This is a genomic window from Pantoea sp. C8B4 (assembly GCF_051336905.1).
GTDB classification, from domain to species: domain Bacteria; phylum Pseudomonadota; class Gammaproteobacteria; order Enterobacterales; family Enterobacteriaceae; genus Pantoea; species Pantoea rwandensis_B.
Genome location: NZ_JBGMNK010000013.1, coordinates 95,179 through 110,443, shown reverse-complemented (window position 1 = coordinate 110,443; position 15,265 = coordinate 95,179). Strand labels below are relative to the sequence as shown.

Below are 15,265 nucleotides of genomic sequence, written 5' to 3'. Positions count from 1 at the left end.
GAAACACCGTGCGTCACGCTTTCCGCGACTCGTGGAGTAACGTCTGAGGCACCGACCGTAACGCGTTCCGTAACGCTGTCCGCAGCGCTCGGAGTGACGCCAGAATCATCCTGCGTCACGCATTCCGTAACGCTTGCAGTGATGCCTGAATCACCGTGCGTCACGCTTTCCGCGACTTGCGGAGTAACGTCTGAGGCAACGACCGTAATGCTTTCCGCGATGTTCGGAATGACGGCTGAACCACCGACCGTTTTATTAGATGCCCCGGCTGGGCTGCCATGCCGGTCTCTTAAACGGTGTCGGGGAGAAGTGAAAAAGACCTGCATCTCGTTTCCATTCATGATGACCGAGCCAAGTCGGGTCATTCTTCCGTGTTCATCGTAGGCCACATCATTATTGGTAACGGCCTTCTCATTTTTAAAACGCGAGCAATTAGCAAGTTCAGCAGCAGCCTTTCTTCCTTCAATAATCCAGTTTCTGACCTTAAGCTTCATCCGGTGACGCTTTTGTCTCACTGCAGCTTGCGCCTTTTGGACTTCCGCCTTCAGTTGCTCCCTTTTCATTGCTGGTATCAATAGGCAGTTTTTCTTTTTGTCATATTTAATCCACCCCACCATTTGCATGGCGTGACCAAAACCGGGATAGTCCGCGATGGCATCAACATAAGAGAGATCAGCATCCGGTATCACGCCGTTTCGGACATGATGTTTCGCAGCAGACCAGAACTCCACCAGCCCGGTTACAGTATTATATTGATGGTCACGGACTGCTTCCTGTCGTAAGCGCTTTTGCATTGCCGGGTCATATTCTTCACCTTCTGAGCAGTTCAACGCCGGGAGATGCTGCGCCAACAAATGCGCCTTTGAACGGTAAGAAGGAGCTGCTGGTATGTTCTTTTTTTCAGCGTTCATTTCCTGGTCCTAAACTCAAATTGCAGCCGTTTACTTAAACGGCTGCTGCTGACATAATCGAGATGGTTTCTGACGAAACTGTTCTGCACTAAACCCCGGTACTGTTACAGCAGTCCGGGGTTTTCTCTTTGGTGCGTTCCAGCTCATACTCGGCAAACTGAATAGCCACGGTGAGCAGCCATCGATATTGATCCAGTGGCACTTTCATCTCCCCCCTTAACACAAAATCCTCTACTCCACTTGCTGCCAGCGTTTCCATGATTTCTGGATACTTTTCTGTTCGACGGAGAATTGTGGAGTCGGCCACGTTCAGTCGGCGGGCAACTTCAGTTTGACGTGTTCGTAGCAGGGCCTTGTGCGCCAAAGTGAGTAGATGGCGACCATGCACACTCGTCCCATCTGATTTGCGTGTATTTGCTCTGTCCATTTGATAATTTCCTGGCAATGTTTTTAGGGAACAGCGCTCTCCAAAATGATGATTATCGAAAGCGCTAATGATGTTTTGCGACGCCTGAACATCAGTTAAGGTTTTGCTGTATTTACACTTCTTTGGGTGGGAAAACCTCGTCAAGTGTGTGCTTAAAGCCAAGCTTCTCTAAGCCTTTTAAAATCAAACGACAATTGGCAAGACTTGGTGTTCTGATGTTGCTTTCATAGTTAGCAATGCGAGATGGCCCCCAGCCAATGGCTTTGGCTAACTGTAACTGGGTGATACCTGTTTTTTTTCGTACTAAAGCAAGGTTGTTCATAATACCTCCGGTTTAATCACACAATTAGTGTCACAAATTGTGATCATATTTTCAAGCGTGTTGTGATACTGCTATACTCACGATATGTGTATTCGCATTTAAAGAGATAACGATGTACAACGAAATCGGTGAAAGAATCAGGACGTTAAGAGAATCAAGAAGGCTTAGTCAGGCTCAGTTAGCAAAACAGTGCGGCTGGGATGCGCCTTCCAGATTAGGAAATTATGAGATTGGTGCACGTAAGGTAAACGCAGAAGATGCAACATTACTTGCCCTGGCCTTGGGGGTCACGCCAGCATTTATCTTGTTCGGAGATGATTCAAGTACGGTTTATAAACAACATGAATACCCACTACTTACTAAAGATCAGATACTCCGCCAAGAGTTCGGTGGGGTGAGCGATTTGGACAACAACACTAAGTATCACCCCTCAACCAAGCGTGTCGGAAAGAAGTCATTTTGGTTTGAAGTTTCGGGTCACTCAATGAGTTCACCGTACGGAGTAAAGCCAAGTTTTCCTGAAGGGATACTGGTGCTAGTCGATCCTGACGCACCTATCCAGACAGGTGATTATTGTGTCTGCGTTGTTTACGATAAAACGGAAGTAGCTTTCAAAAAATTTGTGATTGAAGATGGTAAGCAATGGCTTGAGCCTATGAACACAACCGCGAGATATCAGAGCATTGAGATCGATCAAAGCTGCCGGTTACTAGGAAAAGTGGTAAAAGCTCAGTGGGATGATGATTTTTTTTAAAGACCACAAAATAACCTCACCCCGCCACGCCCCTCCTGACACCTATTTCGAACTGCAAATTCCCCCCAATAAGGTGAAACCCACACGCTGGGTTTCATCTAGTTTAAAATCACATATCTTTCAAAGACAAAACGTGAACAAAAAATTTTTAATGCAAAACGTGTTGACTAAACCGATCACATGATGTGATTCTAGATTCAGCGGAACGGAAACGCTCGAACTAACGCATTAGGAGTTAGTCTGCACGGCACAGTAAAGTCGGGCGGGAGGAGCACAGGAGTGCGATATCCCGAAGAGGCAAAACCCACCCTATCTCGCAACAAAAGACATGGCATTAACCAGTGTCATGTCCTTTGTTGGAGAAGGAAGCATGAAACACACTACCGTTGTATGCCCGCTTTGTAACAGACGCTTCGACCCACGTACACCTCTGACTCACATCAAGACTTATCATCGCAATGCCAGTGATTTTGAGCTGGCAAGGATTCGTGATGTTCGACGTAGCTGTTTTAGGCAAAGTAAACCTCATAAACAAAAATCGCCTTGCTTATCGATATTTTTAATGAAAACAAACAAGGCCTGACTTATATCCTCTTCCAATAAAAATCTTCAGAGGTGAAATGAGCGAGAAGTTGAATTTATTCAGCAAAATGAATAACGATTAGATTATAAATGCTTCGTCAGGAAGTAATTCTGACTCCTCGTCTAGTCATATCGCAATAGCGATTTAGCCCAACTTGCCGGGCGTACGGTATCAGGCCGTCCACCTGCATACCTGTAATACTTTCCCGCCTCGTGCGGGATTTTTTTCGCCCTAGTTAAATGTCCAACTGGCTGTGAAATCCACCAGCAGTATTTACCTCACGTTGTTAAATCCGTTAGTCCCCCACATTCTGAGCCTGAACAGGCTTAATCAACCCAGGAGTACCTATGAAAAATCGCGAAGCAGCAGTCAGCGTTAAACAATCGGTTTTAATGGTTGTGCGTGAACTGAGCATCTCAGTTGGTAATATTTATGAGTATGAAGCTGAGGGAAAAGTATCTAAAGAGGAGTCAGAGGACTACATGGAGAAAGTGCAGGTCTCGCTTGATAATATTATCAGTGAAATTCTGGAACCCCTGTATGCGGTACACCCTGACTTACGTCCTAAATGCTGCGGGTGTGAACAGCAGCATGAATCTGAGCAAGATCAGTAATTGCTATTTATTCAGGTTAATGAACACCATTATCCGCTATAAATAACGCGTGATGTATTTCGTCTGACACCACAAAATCGGAAAGTATAACAAACGCCATTCAGCCTCATCGTCTGGTGAAAAAGAGCCCTGAACACTGTTGTCCCGCCAAAGGCGGGACTTTTTTTTACCTGGAAAGCGGAGAATACATGATTTACACATTCAGAGAGGGCTGGCATATCTTCACAGCCAGTTCGTTGAAACGCTCAAGGAGATTTGTCCATTTCTGCGAAGGTGTCGACTGGGTATTCACCCAAAAACTTGCTGCGGCATGCGCAGAGGACTGGGTAGTCAACCATGAATAAACATAGGGCACCTCAGCGCGTGTGCATTCGGGCACGCTGTCTCCTCAGGCAATGGCGTCTGGGACAAATAAAACCAAGACGTACCATCCGGCATGGCTATCTTTCATTCTGCGTGACCCCTTCCTGGCGACTTCTTTCAAAAAACGGAGGCAGAAAGTGGGTGTTACTCAGCCATGCCGATTATGACAAAGAAATCTGAAAAGGAACTAAGGAATATGTTGGATCTTTCAACCTTAAGTCATTCCTTCACGTCCTCCGAGAATGCAATGAGTCAGGGTGAATTATCGGCGTTACTTGAGCAACATCATGTCTGGCTCAAGTCTGCAGGTGAAGGTGGAAAAAGATTAGTACTTAACTACCGGAATTTATCCAACATCAGTTTTTATAACAGCAATCTTGAGAAATATATATTTTCTAAATGCGACCTCAGTAACTGTAATTTTAGTCGGACGAAACTACGTCATGCTGTTTTAAAAAGATGCAATCTGAAGAGAGCGAATTTCTCACATGTTAAGTTTGAATATGCCTCACTGAGTTATTCCACCTTTTTCTGCACTGATTTTCATAATGCCAATCTTCACCTCGCTGATTTAACGGGAACCAACCTTAAAGGCGCTCATTTGTTCGGCACGCGGTTACCCGCTGACACCTGGCTCATTCTCGGTGAAGAGTACCGAATTCAGATTACGCATGGCGTTACGTTAAGTGCAGGTTGTCAGGTCCATAAAATTGAAGACTGGCGACGATTCAGGCAACACGATATTGAATCCATGGATGGCGAACGCGCAATAAAATTCCATCCTAGGTTGCTCGACATACTGGACTTTTATACGGGAAAATGAGAAAGACCAGACTGGCTTTAGCGCACCCTTCCATTCTTATCTTTGAATATCCAACACGGAGTTGTCCTGTGAAAATCACTTATATCACCAATGGCGAACATTCCATGCTCGTCATTAAATCCTGTCTTTTGCGTTTGCTGTCTCATGCCCGCGTGACTGATGCAGCGATTAGCGCTGCACCAGGTGCAACTGTCACCACCTCAGGGCTCTTTTGCCTGAGAACGGTCATCTCAGGTGATAAACCAGCCATTTTTGAAGCCCGTGCAGCAGCCAGGCGTGAAGAGTTTAAATGAATGCTTCATTTCGTTGTATTACTCACCCTCTTTCAGCCAGTAAACCTTCCGCACTGTCGTCACGGTCAGTCATCTGATTCAGGCGTGTTTAAACGTTACGGTCTGCGTCAGCAGGACCGTTGTTCCCTGCATCCTATACCCATCCGACCTGACGCAATGAATCTGGCAGGTCGCTCTCTTACTGCTGCTGATGTCCCCCCAACCAAAGGATCAACATCATGAACCCATCAAAACTGGAAACTGAACTGCGTGCCCATGAAGCATGGTTACGATCAAATGGCCTGGATGGAAAACGCGCCGATCTGAGTTTTATTGACCTGAGAGATGCGCCACTAAATGAGGCAGACCTCACGGGTGCCATTCTGATTGGTGCAAATTTACAGGGCGCCTGTCTGAACAACACTCTCCTGTGCGGCGCGTTTATGCCTTTTACCAACCTCTCCGGCGCCAGTATGAACAACACCGACTTCAGCCGCGCACGTCTGATGGCTGCGAATCTGCGTAATGCAGATATGCGCACAGCCAGACTTGCAGGTGCAGATTTGCAGGGTGCTCTGACCGAAGGTGCCCTGTTACCTGACAACAACGCAAAAGCCCACCCGAAGATGGTCGTAATTGAAATCTTCGTTATCAAACGTTGAATAAAAATCCAGAACTGCCCCCCTTTAACCTCACTTAGCCCTTTTCTTCACAGCAATATCCCTGGCCCAACCCACTGACAGGAACCTTACCCATGATGAATCAACGCATCAGGGGCGATGCCGCCTGCGCACGCCCTTTTCATCCCATTCGATCTGTCGAGTTCAGCCGTAAAAACATTCTGAACAGTGACAGTTTCTGTCGTAAACCGCCTAAACCGTTACTGCAGGTTCTGACCGATCGACTGACCGAAATGATTCTTCAGGAGGGGCAGCCATGATGCCCTATATCCAGCTCGAACGCCGGAAGGATCAACTCGATGCGGCAGAGCAGGCAGCCATTGAGAAGGAACAATGGATCGACGATGAAGCCGCCCGCCTGCTCACCTGCTTTCCAGACAAACTCAGTGAATTTCGTCCTTCTCAACTGCACCCGCAGGCCAGTCAGTGCTGCACCGGTGCCAGTGCAAACGCAGTGTATCAGGATTTCATTCTCAACCTCGCTTACCTCCAGGCAAATGAAAATTATGACCTGCGGGTGTTGCTGAAATGGGAGGAAACATGCCAGTAAAACCCGGTGTGTATCACGACATCAGCAACGCGGATTATCACGCGGGCCCAGGCGTCAGTAAGTCACAGCTTGATGATGTAGCGCTTAACCCTGCCATTTATAAATGGCGTAAAGATGCCCCTGTCGATACGGAAAAAACCGCAGCACTTGAGATGGGCAGCGCCCTGCATTGCATTCTGCTGGAACCTGATGAGTTTGACAGGCGGTATGTCGTCGCGCCCTCATTTAACCGTCGCACCAATAAGGGAAAAGAGGAGGAACAGGAGTTTCTGGATGACAGTAGCCGGATGGGTATGACCGTGCTGGATGCAGAACAGGGGCGCAAACTCCTGCTCATGCGTGACAGTGCGTTGGCACACCATGCTGCAAAATTCCTCCTGCAACATAACGGGTTCTGCGAATCATCGATTTACTGGAGGGACAATGAAACAGATGAGCTTTGCAGAATTCGCCCGGATAAATACCTGTCCGACCGCCCTGTCATCATTGATGTGAAGAAAGTTGCAGACATGTCCCGCTTCTCTCGTCACATCGAGGAGTTCCGCTACCACGTGCAGGCCGCGATGTACTGCGAAGGTTTTAACAATTGTTTTGGCGAGTACCCTCAGTTTGTTTTTATTGCCATCAGTGAATCGATCGACTGCGGCCGTTACCCCGTCAGAGTTTTTGAACTGGATGACGAAGACATGCATTCAGGTAAAAACCTCTTCCGCCAGAATCTCAACACCTACCACCACTGTCGGCTCAACGATTACTGGGGTGGCATTGAGACAATTCAACGCCCGGCCTGGGCACGCAAACAGGAGAATCAATAATGCAGAATCAACTTGTGGACCCCATGTCAGATAACACCAGCACGGCCGCAACCATATTCAGCCCGGAAGCCCTGGATAAGCTGGTTCGCTTCGCTGAGATAATGGCCGGCAGCCGGGTGACTGTACCAGCGCACCTCGCCGGGAAAGCCTCTGACTGCCTTGCCGTTACAATGCAGGCAGTGCAGTGGCGCTTGAACCCGTTTGCTGTGGCCCAGAAGACCTTCATGGTTAACGGTGTGCTGGGTTATGAGGCTCAGCTGGTTAATGCCGTCATCACCACCATGGCCCCCACCCGCGATCGCATTCAGTACGCATGGTTTGGTCCCTGGGAAAATGTCATTGGCAAATTCGTTGAAAGAACCTCATCTAAGGGAAACAAGTACGCGGCCCCCGGCTGGACACTCGCAGATGAAACTGGCTGTGGTGTTCGTGTATGGGCAACGATGAAAAATGAGGAGCAGCCACGCGAACTAGAAATCCTGTTATCACAGGCACAGGTGCGCAACTCAACACTGTGGGCGAGTGACCCGAAACAACAGTTGGCCTACCTCGCCGTTAAACGGTGGGCAAGGCTGCATTGTCCGGATGTTATCCTGGGCGTTTATACACCAGACGAAATCGACACAGCACGGCCTGCTGAAAGGGATATTACCCCGGCGAAATCGACCGACCTGAACGCGATGATTAATCAGTCCAGACAGGAAGCCGAGGGCGTCGGTAAACACAGCGAAGCCGAAGTATCTGGTGTTGAACAAAGTGCTTCCGAAACACCGCCGCCGGCGCTACCGCCCAACTCACCAGCACCTCAACCTGTCGTTCCTGTGCCAAAACCAACTCCACTTCCCGCAAGGACATCAAAAGCCAAACAGACAGAAGAGGATAATCAGGAGCGGACCCCTGATAAATTGCTGGCCGATTTCTGTGAGGCTGCGATGAACGCGGAAACCGTCAGCGCGGTGGCCCGGTGCTATGCCTACGCATCAAAGGTTCTGGCTGCTACGCCAGAATTGCTTGAAAAGGCAACCGATGTCTTTCTGGTGAGAAAAGCCGAAATCGAAGAAGCAGCCAGTCTGAAATAATTTAGTGAATACAGGTATTAAAATGAGCCAGGGAATGAGTGTCAGAAGAACTGTTCGTAATAACCGGTATTATTATGTCGCTGAAGCAGCTGCCATTGCAGAAGGTTTTGGTGAATACGAAAGAGCCGGGAAACTCTGGTTAAAAGCGATGATGCTGGCCAGGAGGCAGGTTAATGCTGAATGGTCAGAACATCGCAGCCAGTATTGTCAGAGTGTTTTACGTAATGGTTGGTCTTAGTAAATAAAAGTTAATGTCACGCACCAGGGTTTCAAATGCGAAAACTCAGAATAATTCATTTTAATGACTTCACGAATATTTCATTAAGTGCTAATTTCTCCCGAATTCAAACACAACCAATGCATTTAAATGGGCAAGCTAACCTTAGATCACTCGAATTTTGCAGCTTTATTCCGGAGGGATGAATGAAAAGAGCCTTATTAAACTACATTAATCACCGACTGGAACAAACAACTTCCGAGCCTATGGAGCAATTAGTTTATATCTCCGCAAAATTATCTATCATTGCTTCACCAGTAGCTTGGGGAGTTAAAAGGATGGATAGTGAAGATATGTTATACCTAAATAAAAAAGGAGCAGAGAGATTTCTGACAAATCATGGAAGGAAAAATGATTATTTATACCCCCTTTATAAGAATGTCAAAATTGCATTCGATTGAAAATTGATTCCTTACCGGACTCAACTACGGAGAAGCATGAATGAGAGAAATGCCAACATTAACCGGCGCGTCATTAACACAAACACTGAAAAAATCAGTCAGCATAAAGTACTCATCGATAATAATGAGGAAACCACAATGATTAATGGGGAAGATGAAATAAAAACAGATAAAAATCCGCAATAACACTGGCGAGATGAGCACAAATCGGAACGTGATTTCACATGCGAACGGTTTGATCTCACAGAACAGTGAGAGGATTGAACAACTCAATTCCAATCAACATCAGTTCGAAGTGAATACTAATAGTAAATTTTCCGCTATGGATAAGTGCATTGGAGACAATCATCATAAAGCTATAAGCGGACGAGCCGAAGAATGCATTATTCCTCTCTTCACGACGGTAATAGTAAATATGGGAGAAAGACGAAGTGGGCACCCTATTATCCCCGCGTTGAAGAAATTAATGAGGCGCTACATGATTGCAGGCCGGGTCATTTATTGAATTGAATTTAACGAAACCCATTTCATTAAGTCTGGTGAAATGAAAACCCTCAGGAATATTAAAATGATGGCAAAAGTTAATTGCATTGTCCTCATGGCGGCCATGATGTGCACCATGACGCTTGCCCAAGCTGGAAACGTACCGATTGAAAATGAACTTCAGAGCTTTTCTGTAAAAACAGGCGCGACACGTCTTATATATCCTGCTGGATCAAACGGGGCCTCTCTGACGGTGATGAATCCGCAATCTTATCCCATGCTGGTTCAGTCAGAAGTGATTGGGAATGACCGTAAGTCAGAAGCCCCTTTTATTGTCACTCCGCCGCTTTTCCGACTGGATGGACATCAGCAAAGCCGTATAAAAGTCATCGCGACCAGCAATCACGACGATGACCAAAAGGAATCACTTTATTGGCTGTGCCTGACGGGTATCCCTCCAGAACAGGACTCCGCTTGGACGGATGATGCGTATAAGAAGAAACAGACCGGAAAAAAGGCCACGATTTTGACCCAGCTACGCATCAAAAGCTGCCTAAAACTTATTGTCCGCCCCTCATCCCTGAGGGGCACACCTGACGATTTTGCGTCCAGCCTGACCTGGGTCAAAACCGGTAAAACGCTCACCGTCACTAATCCAACGCCATTCTTCATCAATCTTAAAAGCGTTCTGCTGGGCAAAGAGAGTGTGAACAATCTGGATTTTGTTCCGCCCATGGGGAAGCGGGAACTCATCCTGCCCGATTCCGCCCATGGCCCGGTGCACTGGAGGTTGATTACAGATTATGGCGGGGACAGTCAGGAATTTACCTCCCCCCTTAATTAGCACTCACTCGCTACTTAAATTTTTGTCAGGATCTGATTCATGTTTGTATCAAGACCCATACTTGTAATAGGTATTGCGCTGGCCGCTTTTCAGGCGCAGGGAAAGGCCTACACCTTTAGCCCTGTGCTAGTTTCGGGAGGCGGGAACGAGGCCGACTTGTCGCTATTAAATCAAGGTAGTCAGCTCCCTGGCACTTACTCTGTCGACGTTGTACTGAATGAAATGCGCGTGGATTACCGAGCCCTTGTTTTCGTATCGGTGCTTGATAAACACGGTCATCAGATACTCGTACCCTTGCTGAACCGCGATGTGCTTTCAGGTTACGGGATCCGCATGGGGGGTTTTAAGGTTACGCGCGAAGAAATTCGCACCGGGCAGTTTGACCTGTCCCGAATACCGGGTGCTAAGGTCGATTTTCTTTTCAACGAGCAGACACTGGTTCTTAGCATTCCTCAGGTGTATCTCAAACCCAGACTCATCGGCATCGCACCTAAAACACTGTGGGATGACGGTATTCCCGCCTTCATACTGAACTACCATGCGGGCTCGAGCCAGAGTGTGATGCGTGGCCCCTCAGGAAGAACATCACACTATTCCTGGCTTCAGCTTAATCCGGGGGCCAATCTTGGCGCATGGCGTCTGCGAAATACAACCCACTGGCATCAGTCAAAGGGAAACCCCGGTCGCTGGGAGGTCATCAACACCTATCTGGAACGTGGGATCAATGACATGAACAGCCGCCTGACTCTGGGCGAGCATTATACACCTTCAGAGATTTTTGATGGTGTCCCTTTCCGCGGCGTCATGCTCGCGTCAGACGACCGCATGGTTCCTTCAAGTCAATATATGTTTGCGCCGGTTATCCGTGGCGTGGCCAGAACGCAGGCACGCGTTGAGGTCAGGCAGAACGGGTATACCCTTTATAACAAGATCGTTGCACCGGGGCCTTTCGCGCTGACCGATTTTAATCCTACCGGGTCGGGGGGCGACTTTCAGGTCACCGTATGGGAAACGGATGGGGTCCCTCAGGTTTTCACCGTGCCTTTTCAGACCCCTGCTGTGGCAATAAAAGAAGGATATCTGCGTTACAGCGTGATGGCCGGCCAATATCGTTCATCGGATAAAGGGGTTGTTCAGGCACCCGTAGTCGAATCTACTGCGATGTATGGCTTGCCAGGAGGATTCACCCTCTATGGCGGTATTCAGGCGGCCCGGCATTACCAGTCATCTTCACTGGGTGTAGGTTTGAGTCTGGGTGACTGGGGAGCACTCTCCACGGATGTGGCTTTCAGCCGCGGACAACCGTATGGCCAGAATATCATGTGTGGACAATCCTGGCGCATGCGTTACAGCAAAGAGCTTGTCGCGACAAAGACCTCGCTCTCACTGGTTAATTTCCAGTTCAGTCAGGCGAACTACCTGACGCTCGGGGAGACATTAGACAGCTGGCGAAAGGATAACGCGTCCTTCAGCCAGCAACGAAGGTTCAAAAAGAAAAGTCGTACGGGCATATCCATCAGTCAGGGGCTAGGGAAATGGGGCTACTTCAACGCCGGCGCTTACCAAGAGACGTACTGGAACAATGGCAACCCTGAGACCAGCTTTAACGCTGGGTACTCTATTCCTTTAAACGGAATAACCTTGTCGTTGAACTGGTCAGCGAATCAGAGTAAATACCGCCATCGAAAAAACCATATAGCCAGTCTTTGGTTGAGTGTGCCGCTTAAGCAATGGGTCGGAGGCAATACCCGCGCCTCGTATCGTTACACACATGCTTCGTCAGGCCACGCCAGCCATTCAACAGGATTAAGCGGTGATGCGTTTGATCAGCGCCTTAACTGGAATGTCGACCAGCGCTTTACATCTTCCAGCGCAGACAGCCGAAATAATGGCGATATCAACATCGGATGGACTGGTACCTATGGGCAAATTTCGGGTGGCTACAGTTACGACCGTGATTATAAACAGCGCTCAATCGCTTTGAACGGCGGATTTGTCGTACACCGCCATGGCTTAACGTTAACGCAAACGCTTGGTGAGACTAATGCTCTAATCGAGGCAAGAGGCGCTTCAGGTGTGAAAGTGTCGGGTACGCCGGGTATTTCTACCGATTACAGGGGTTTTACAGCACAGCCTTATCTAAGCCCTTATCACGAAAATACACTCTCGTTGGATCCGGCAACCTTGCCGCCCGAGGCCGAGGTTACTATCACCGACAGGAAAGTTGTGCCTACAGCCGGTGCCGTTATTTCCGTTAAATTCAATACCAGTGTAGGTGCAAAGGCTATTATCGCAAATCGGTTCCTTGATGGAGTTAAGGTGCCTTTCGGCACTATCGTTCATCTTGAATCAGCGGCTGGCAATCAAGGGATAATTGATAACAATGGAAAAGTTTATATGACAGGTTTGCCTGCTGAGGGGGATCTCACTTTCAAAAAGAACCTGACCTTATATAAATGCCACTACAACCTCGCCAGAAGTAAATTATCAAATGGCATTTATTTTTTAACAGCACAGTGCCGATGAAAGGAGCTTATTTTGCCGCGTAAGACACAAAGATATCTTTTGATATCAATACTGAGTATCAGCTTGCAGCTGCAATACTCGATAGCTGAAGCAATTCAGATGAGAATAATCCCCAGGACACATTTAACCGCAGGTGTGCTCCCGGATAATACTGTGCTGGCGACAATACAATTCTGGGGGAGGCGTGAGAACTGCAATCTGGAAGCATGGAATACCTTTAAAGATGTAGAGTCAATGCCGGGTGAATTCACAATATCTGATGATAAAGGAGGAATGACGAGGCTTAACGTAAAACTTTCCGGGGAGAACTGGCAGCCAAACAGTCAGACCGGTAAAGGCTTATCTTTTATGGGAATTGATAATAATACAACACTGATTTTATCAACTCGGGGTGAGCAGTTTACAGATGCCAGCACCTTATTAATAGATTTAACCGCTATATGCAGATCCAAAGCGATCAATTAAACCACCAGGAAGCTTTTGCCATTGGAAACTAAAAGTCTTCGACCTAAATTCTCAGCCAGGCGTGTATCAAAGAAACGACACAACATTTACAACCACATCAGAAGGATGAAGAAATGAAATTAATTAAATCGACCGTTATTATAACCTTCGTTACTGCATCATTATCAGCATTGGCAAAAGAACCAGTTGGTGACTTGGTCACGCAGTCTGCAGATTTGATCTTCCATAGCCCCGGAGAAATCAGCCTTTTAATTACACCTGCTAAGGACTTAAAGGCAGGTAAATATGCTAATGATACCAGGGTTGCGAGTTTCACTGTCAATTCGAGTGTGCTTTCAAAGCTGGGTGTACGTTTTACGCCAGGGAGCGGTAAAGTAGACAGTGTCAATAAGGTAACCGTTACAGGTAAGAATGATACGAGCCACACACTATCTCTTAAGTTGGACCCGGTTGACCCTTTTATTACTACCAAGAATTGGATAATTTCCAGAGATGAGCTGATTTTTTTTACGGGAAACATACATATCAATGGTTTCCATTTCGTTCTACCTGATACCTATACAGTCAGTATGGATGCCAGTTTTTTTGCATCGTAAGGGAATGATCGAAATACTTCAGCCTTTTATGAACTTTACTTAACGGATGCGATCATTAATAACCACAACTGAAATGACTGCATATTTTAGGGAGTGATCTTTTTGAAAATCAATATAGCTATAGCGATATTCCTAACAAGTACATTTCCCATCAAACCCGTGCTGGCTGATGCACATCCTATACGCTCTGATCCATCGCTGCGTGAAGTAGAATGGCAATTGGGGATGCCTTTGAATAAATCTTTTGATTTAGTCTTTGCTCAACCCACCTCCCTGGAAATCAAAATTTCTCCCAGAAATGATCTTAATAGTGGAGAAGTTAAGCATGCTGCAATATTTGCTTCTTTCCAGATAGATGTTTTTCCGCCTACACGATTAGGCCTGCGCTGGACTCCAGGTAATAGTGATGTGACTAAAACGATTGCAAAAATAAAAGGGAAGCATAACAATAAGCACATACTTACTGTAATTATTACGACTGAAACATACAAACCGACAAAAATTTATGATGACGGGTGGATCATTACTAATAATAAAATGACAACCCTGACTGGTTCAATAAGGCCTTTTGGGGACCAGAATGTTCCCTCTGACACATACACTATCAGTCTTGATGCATCAGCCTTTATTTCATGACTTCGTAGCATACCACTGAAAGCTAATGTTCGATGATAAAGGAGGAATGACGAGGCTTAACGAAAACTTTCCGGGGAGAACTGGCAGCCAAACAGTCAGACCGGTAAAGGCTTATCTTTTATGGGAATTGATAATAATACAACACTGATTTTATCAACTCGGGGTGAGCAGTTTACAGATGCCAGCACCTTATTAATAGATTTAACCGCTATATGCAGATCCAAAGCGATCAATTAAACCACCAGGAAGCTTTTGCCATTGGAAACTAAAAGTCTTCGACCTAAATTCTCAGCCAGGCGTGTATCAAAGAAACGACACAACATTTACAACCACATCAGAAGGATGAAGAAATGAAATTAATTAAATCGACCGTTATTATAACCTTCGTTACTGCATCATTATCAGCATTGGCAAAAGAACCAGTTGGTGACTTGGTCACGCAGTCTGCAGATTTGATCTTCCATAGCCCCGGAGAAATCAGCCTTTTAATTACACCTGCTAAGGACTTAAAGGCAGGTAAATATGCTAATGATACCAGGGTTGCGAGTTTCACTGTCAATTCGAGTGTGCTTTCAAAGCTGGGTGTACGTTTTACGCCAGGGAGCGGTAAAGTAGACAGTGTCAATAAGGTAACCGTTACAGGTAAGAATGATACGAGCCACACACTATCTCTTAAGTTGGACCCGGTTGACCCTTTTATTACTACCAAGAATTGGATAATTTCCAGAGATGAGCTGATTTTTTTTACGGGAAACATACATATCAATGGTTTCCATTTCGTTCTACCTGATACCTATACAGTCAGTATGGATGCCAGTTTTTTTGCATCGTAAGGGAATGATCG

At 46.6% G+C, this 15,265-nt stretch carries 20 protein-coding genes and 1 pseudogene; 19 read left to right on the top strand and 2 right to left on the bottom strand.

Annotated features, from left to right (window positions below; translation table 11 throughout):
• Together ACCW76_RS16280 and ACCW76_RS16275 are read right to left on the bottom strand one after the other, a co-directional pair.
• A pseudogene (locus ACCW76_RS16280) lies at nucleotides 1–911 on the bottom strand (hypothetical protein); the annotation flags it as partial.
• A 539-nt stretch (nucleotides 912–1,450) separates the two neighbouring features.
• On the bottom strand, nucleotides 1,451–1,660 hold the full coding sequence (locus ACCW76_RS16275) for a helix-turn-helix transcriptional regulator (RefSeq protein ID WP_039327978.1): 210 nt from the start codon (nucleotides 1,658–1,660) through the stop codon (nucleotides 1,451–1,453).
• A gap of 112 nt (nucleotides 1,661–1,772) precedes the next feature.
• Between ACCW76_RS16275 and ACCW76_RS16270 the strand changes: the two genes are divergently transcribed.
• From ACCW76_RS16270 to ACCW76_RS16180, 19 genes are all read left to right on the top strand, one after another.
• Complete coding sequence (locus ACCW76_RS16270) at nucleotides 1,773–2,414, top strand: helix-turn-helix domain-containing protein (protein ID WP_039327976.1); 642 nt, start codon at nucleotides 1,773–1,775, stop codon at nucleotides 2,412–2,414.
• A 930-nt stretch (nucleotides 2,415–3,344) separates the two neighbouring features.
• On the top strand, nucleotides 3,345–3,611 hold the full coding sequence (locus ACCW76_RS16265; RefSeq protein ID WP_436339199.1) for a hypothetical protein: 267 nt from the start codon (nucleotides 3,345–3,347) through the stop codon (nucleotides 3,609–3,611).
• A 336-nt stretch (nucleotides 3,612–3,947) separates the two neighbouring features.
• A complete protein-coding gene (locus tag ACCW76_RS16260) occupies nucleotides 3,948–4,154 on the top strand; it encodes a ParE family toxin-like protein (protein WP_436339197.1) in 207 nt (68 codons plus the stop codon).
• Between the two features lie 16 nt (nucleotides 4,155–4,170).
• On the top strand, nucleotides 4,171–4,797 hold the full coding sequence (locus ACCW76_RS16255; protein ID WP_436339195.1) for a pentapeptide repeat-containing protein: 627 nt from the start codon (nucleotides 4,171–4,173) through the stop codon (nucleotides 4,795–4,797).
• A 68-nt stretch (nucleotides 4,798–4,865) separates the two neighbouring features.
• Complete coding sequence (locus tag ACCW76_RS16250; protein WP_436339193.1) at nucleotides 4,866–5,090, top strand: hypothetical protein; 225 nt, start codon at nucleotides 4,866–4,868, stop codon at nucleotides 5,088–5,090.
• A gap of 218 nt (nucleotides 5,091–5,308) precedes the next feature.
• Complete coding sequence (locus ACCW76_RS16245; protein ID WP_436339191.1) at nucleotides 5,309–5,731, top strand: pentapeptide repeat-containing protein; 423 nt, start codon at nucleotides 5,309–5,311, stop codon at nucleotides 5,729–5,731.
• Between the two features lie 92 nt (nucleotides 5,732–5,823).
• Nucleotides 5,824–6,009, top strand: coding sequence for a hypothetical protein (locus tag ACCW76_RS16240; RefSeq protein ID WP_436339189.1), 186 nt, complete (start codon nucleotides 5,824–5,826; stop codon nucleotides 6,007–6,009).
• A complete protein-coding gene (gene gamL / locus ACCW76_RS16235; RefSeq protein ID WP_436339188.1) occupies nucleotides 6,006–6,299 on the top strand; it encodes a host nuclease inhibitor GamL in 294 nt (97 codons plus the stop codon). The genes ACCW76_RS16240 and gamL overlap by 4 nt, the downstream gene beginning before the upstream one ends.
• Nucleotides 6,290–7,114: a PD-(D/E)XK nuclease-like domain-containing protein gene (locus tag ACCW76_RS16230; protein ID WP_436339186.1), complete on the top strand. Its 825-nt coding sequence runs from the start codon at nucleotides 6,290–6,292 to the stop codon at nucleotides 7,112–7,114. Before gamL ends, ACCW76_RS16230 begins: the two co-directional genes overlap by 10 nt.
• A complete protein-coding gene (locus ACCW76_RS16225; RefSeq protein ID WP_436339185.1) occupies nucleotides 7,114–8,193 on the top strand; it encodes a RecT family recombinase in 1,080 nt (359 codons plus the stop codon). The genes ACCW76_RS16230 and ACCW76_RS16225 overlap by 1 nt, the downstream gene beginning before the upstream one ends.
• Nucleotides 8,194–8,215: 22 nt before the next feature.
• Nucleotides 8,216–8,431: an ANR family transcriptional regulator gene (locus ACCW76_RS16220; protein ID WP_436339183.1), complete on the top strand. Its 216-nt coding sequence runs from the start codon at nucleotides 8,216–8,218 to the stop codon at nucleotides 8,429–8,431.
• Nucleotides 8,432–8,616: 185 nt separating this feature from the next.
• Nucleotides 8,617–8,871, top strand: a complete 255-nt coding sequence (locus ACCW76_RS16215; protein ID WP_436339181.1) for a hypothetical protein — start codon at nucleotides 8,617–8,619, stop codon at nucleotides 8,869–8,871.
• Nucleotides 8,872–8,907: 36 nt separating this feature from the next.
• Nucleotides 8,908–9,057 carry a hypothetical protein gene (locus tag ACCW76_RS16210; protein ID WP_436339180.1) on the top strand — a complete coding sequence of 50 codons (150 nt, stop codon included), beginning with the start codon at nucleotides 8,908–8,910 and terminating at the stop codon, nucleotides 9,055–9,057.
• 382 nt (nucleotides 9,058–9,439) lie between these two features.
• A complete protein-coding gene (locus ACCW76_RS16205) occupies nucleotides 9,440–10,198 on the top strand; it encodes a fimbria/pilus periplasmic chaperone (RefSeq protein WP_436339178.1) in 759 nt (252 codons plus the stop codon).
• Between the two features lie 39 nt (nucleotides 10,199–10,237).
• Nucleotides 10,238–12,724 (top strand): fimbria/pilus outer membrane usher protein, encoded by a 2,487-nt coding sequence (locus ACCW76_RS16200; protein ID WP_436339177.1) that lies wholly within the window; start codon nucleotides 10,238–10,240, stop codon nucleotides 12,722–12,724.
• A 12-nt stretch (nucleotides 12,725–12,736) separates the two neighbouring features.
• Nucleotides 12,737–13,189: an AfaD family invasin gene (gene afaD / locus ACCW76_RS16195; RefSeq protein WP_436339176.1), complete on the top strand. Its 453-nt coding sequence runs from the start codon at nucleotides 12,737–12,739 to the stop codon at nucleotides 13,187–13,189.
• A 113-nt stretch (nucleotides 13,190–13,302) separates the two neighbouring features.
• Nucleotides 13,303–13,785, top strand: coding sequence for a hypothetical protein (locus tag ACCW76_RS16190; RefSeq protein ID WP_436339174.1), 483 nt, complete (start codon nucleotides 13,303–13,305; stop codon nucleotides 13,783–13,785).
• Between the two features lie 102 nt (nucleotides 13,786–13,887).
• Nucleotides 13,888–14,421, top strand: a complete 534-nt coding sequence (locus ACCW76_RS16185; protein WP_436339173.1) for a hypothetical protein — start codon at nucleotides 13,888–13,890, stop codon at nucleotides 14,419–14,421.
• 350 nt (nucleotides 14,422–14,771) lie between these two features.
• Nucleotides 14,772–15,254: a hypothetical protein gene (locus ACCW76_RS16180; RefSeq protein WP_436339174.1), complete on the top strand. Its 483-nt coding sequence runs from the start codon at nucleotides 14,772–14,774 to the stop codon at nucleotides 15,252–15,254.
• Nucleotides 15,255–15,265: the final 11 nt, after the last annotated feature.

What these genes read in the sequence shown, in the direction of transcription:
- ACCW76_RS16275 (WP_039327978.1), bottom strand. Translation starts at nt 1,660, where the DNA reads ATGAACAACCTTGCTTTAGTACGAAAAAAAACAGGTATCACCCAGTTA.
- ACCW76_RS16270 (WP_039327976.1), top strand. Translation starts at nt 1,773, where the DNA reads ATGTACAACGAAATCGGTGAAAGAATCAGGACGTTAAGAGAATCAAGA.
- ACCW76_RS16265 (WP_436339199.1), top strand. Translation starts at nt 3,345, where the DNA reads ATGAAAAATCGCGAAGCAGCAGTCAGCGTTAAACAATCGGTTTTAATG.
- ACCW76_RS16260 (WP_436339197.1), top strand. Translation starts at nt 3,948, where the DNA reads ATGAATAAACATAGGGCACCTCAGCGCGTGTGCATTCGGGCACGCTGT.
- ACCW76_RS16255 (WP_436339195.1), top strand. Translation starts at nt 4,171, where the DNA reads ATGTTGGATCTTTCAACCTTAAGTCATTCCTTCACGTCCTCCGAGAAT.
- ACCW76_RS16245 (WP_436339191.1), top strand. Translation starts at nt 5,309, where the DNA reads ATGAACCCATCAAAACTGGAAACTGAACTGCGTGCCCATGAAGCATGG.
- ACCW76_RS16240 (WP_436339189.1), top strand. Translation starts at nt 5,824, where the DNA reads ATGATGAATCAACGCATCAGGGGCGATGCCGCCTGCGCACGCCCTTTT.
- gamL (WP_436339188.1), top strand. Translation starts at nt 6,006, where the DNA reads ATGATGCCCTATATCCAGCTCGAACGCCGGAAGGATCAACTCGATGCG.
- ACCW76_RS16230 (WP_436339186.1), top strand. Translation starts at nt 6,290, where the DNA reads ATGCCAGTAAAACCCGGTGTGTATCACGACATCAGCAACGCGGATTAT.
- ACCW76_RS16225 (WP_436339185.1), top strand. Translation starts at nt 7,114, where the DNA reads ATGCAGAATCAACTTGTGGACCCCATGTCAGATAACACCAGCACGGCC.
- ACCW76_RS16220 (WP_436339183.1), top strand. Translation starts at nt 8,216, where the DNA reads ATGAGCCAGGGAATGAGTGTCAGAAGAACTGTTCGTAATAACCGGTAT.
- ACCW76_RS16215 (WP_436339181.1), top strand. Translation starts at nt 8,617, where the DNA reads ATGAAAAGAGCCTTATTAAACTACATTAATCACCGACTGGAACAAACA.
- ACCW76_RS16210 (WP_436339180.1), top strand. Translation starts at nt 8,908, where the DNA reads ATGAATGAGAGAAATGCCAACATTAACCGGCGCGTCATTAACACAAAC.
- ACCW76_RS16205 (WP_436339178.1), top strand. Translation starts at nt 9,440, where the DNA reads ATGATGGCAAAAGTTAATTGCATTGTCCTCATGGCGGCCATGATGTGC.
- ACCW76_RS16200 (WP_436339177.1), top strand. Translation starts at nt 10,238, where the DNA reads ATGTTTGTATCAAGACCCATACTTGTAATAGGTATTGCGCTGGCCGCT.
- ACCW76_RS16190 (WP_436339174.1), top strand. Translation starts at nt 13,303, where the DNA reads ATGAAATTAATTAAATCGACCGTTATTATAACCTTCGTTACTGCATCA.
- ACCW76_RS16180 (WP_436339174.1), top strand. Translation starts at nt 14,772, where the DNA reads ATGAAATTAATTAAATCGACCGTTATTATAACCTTCGTTACTGCATCA.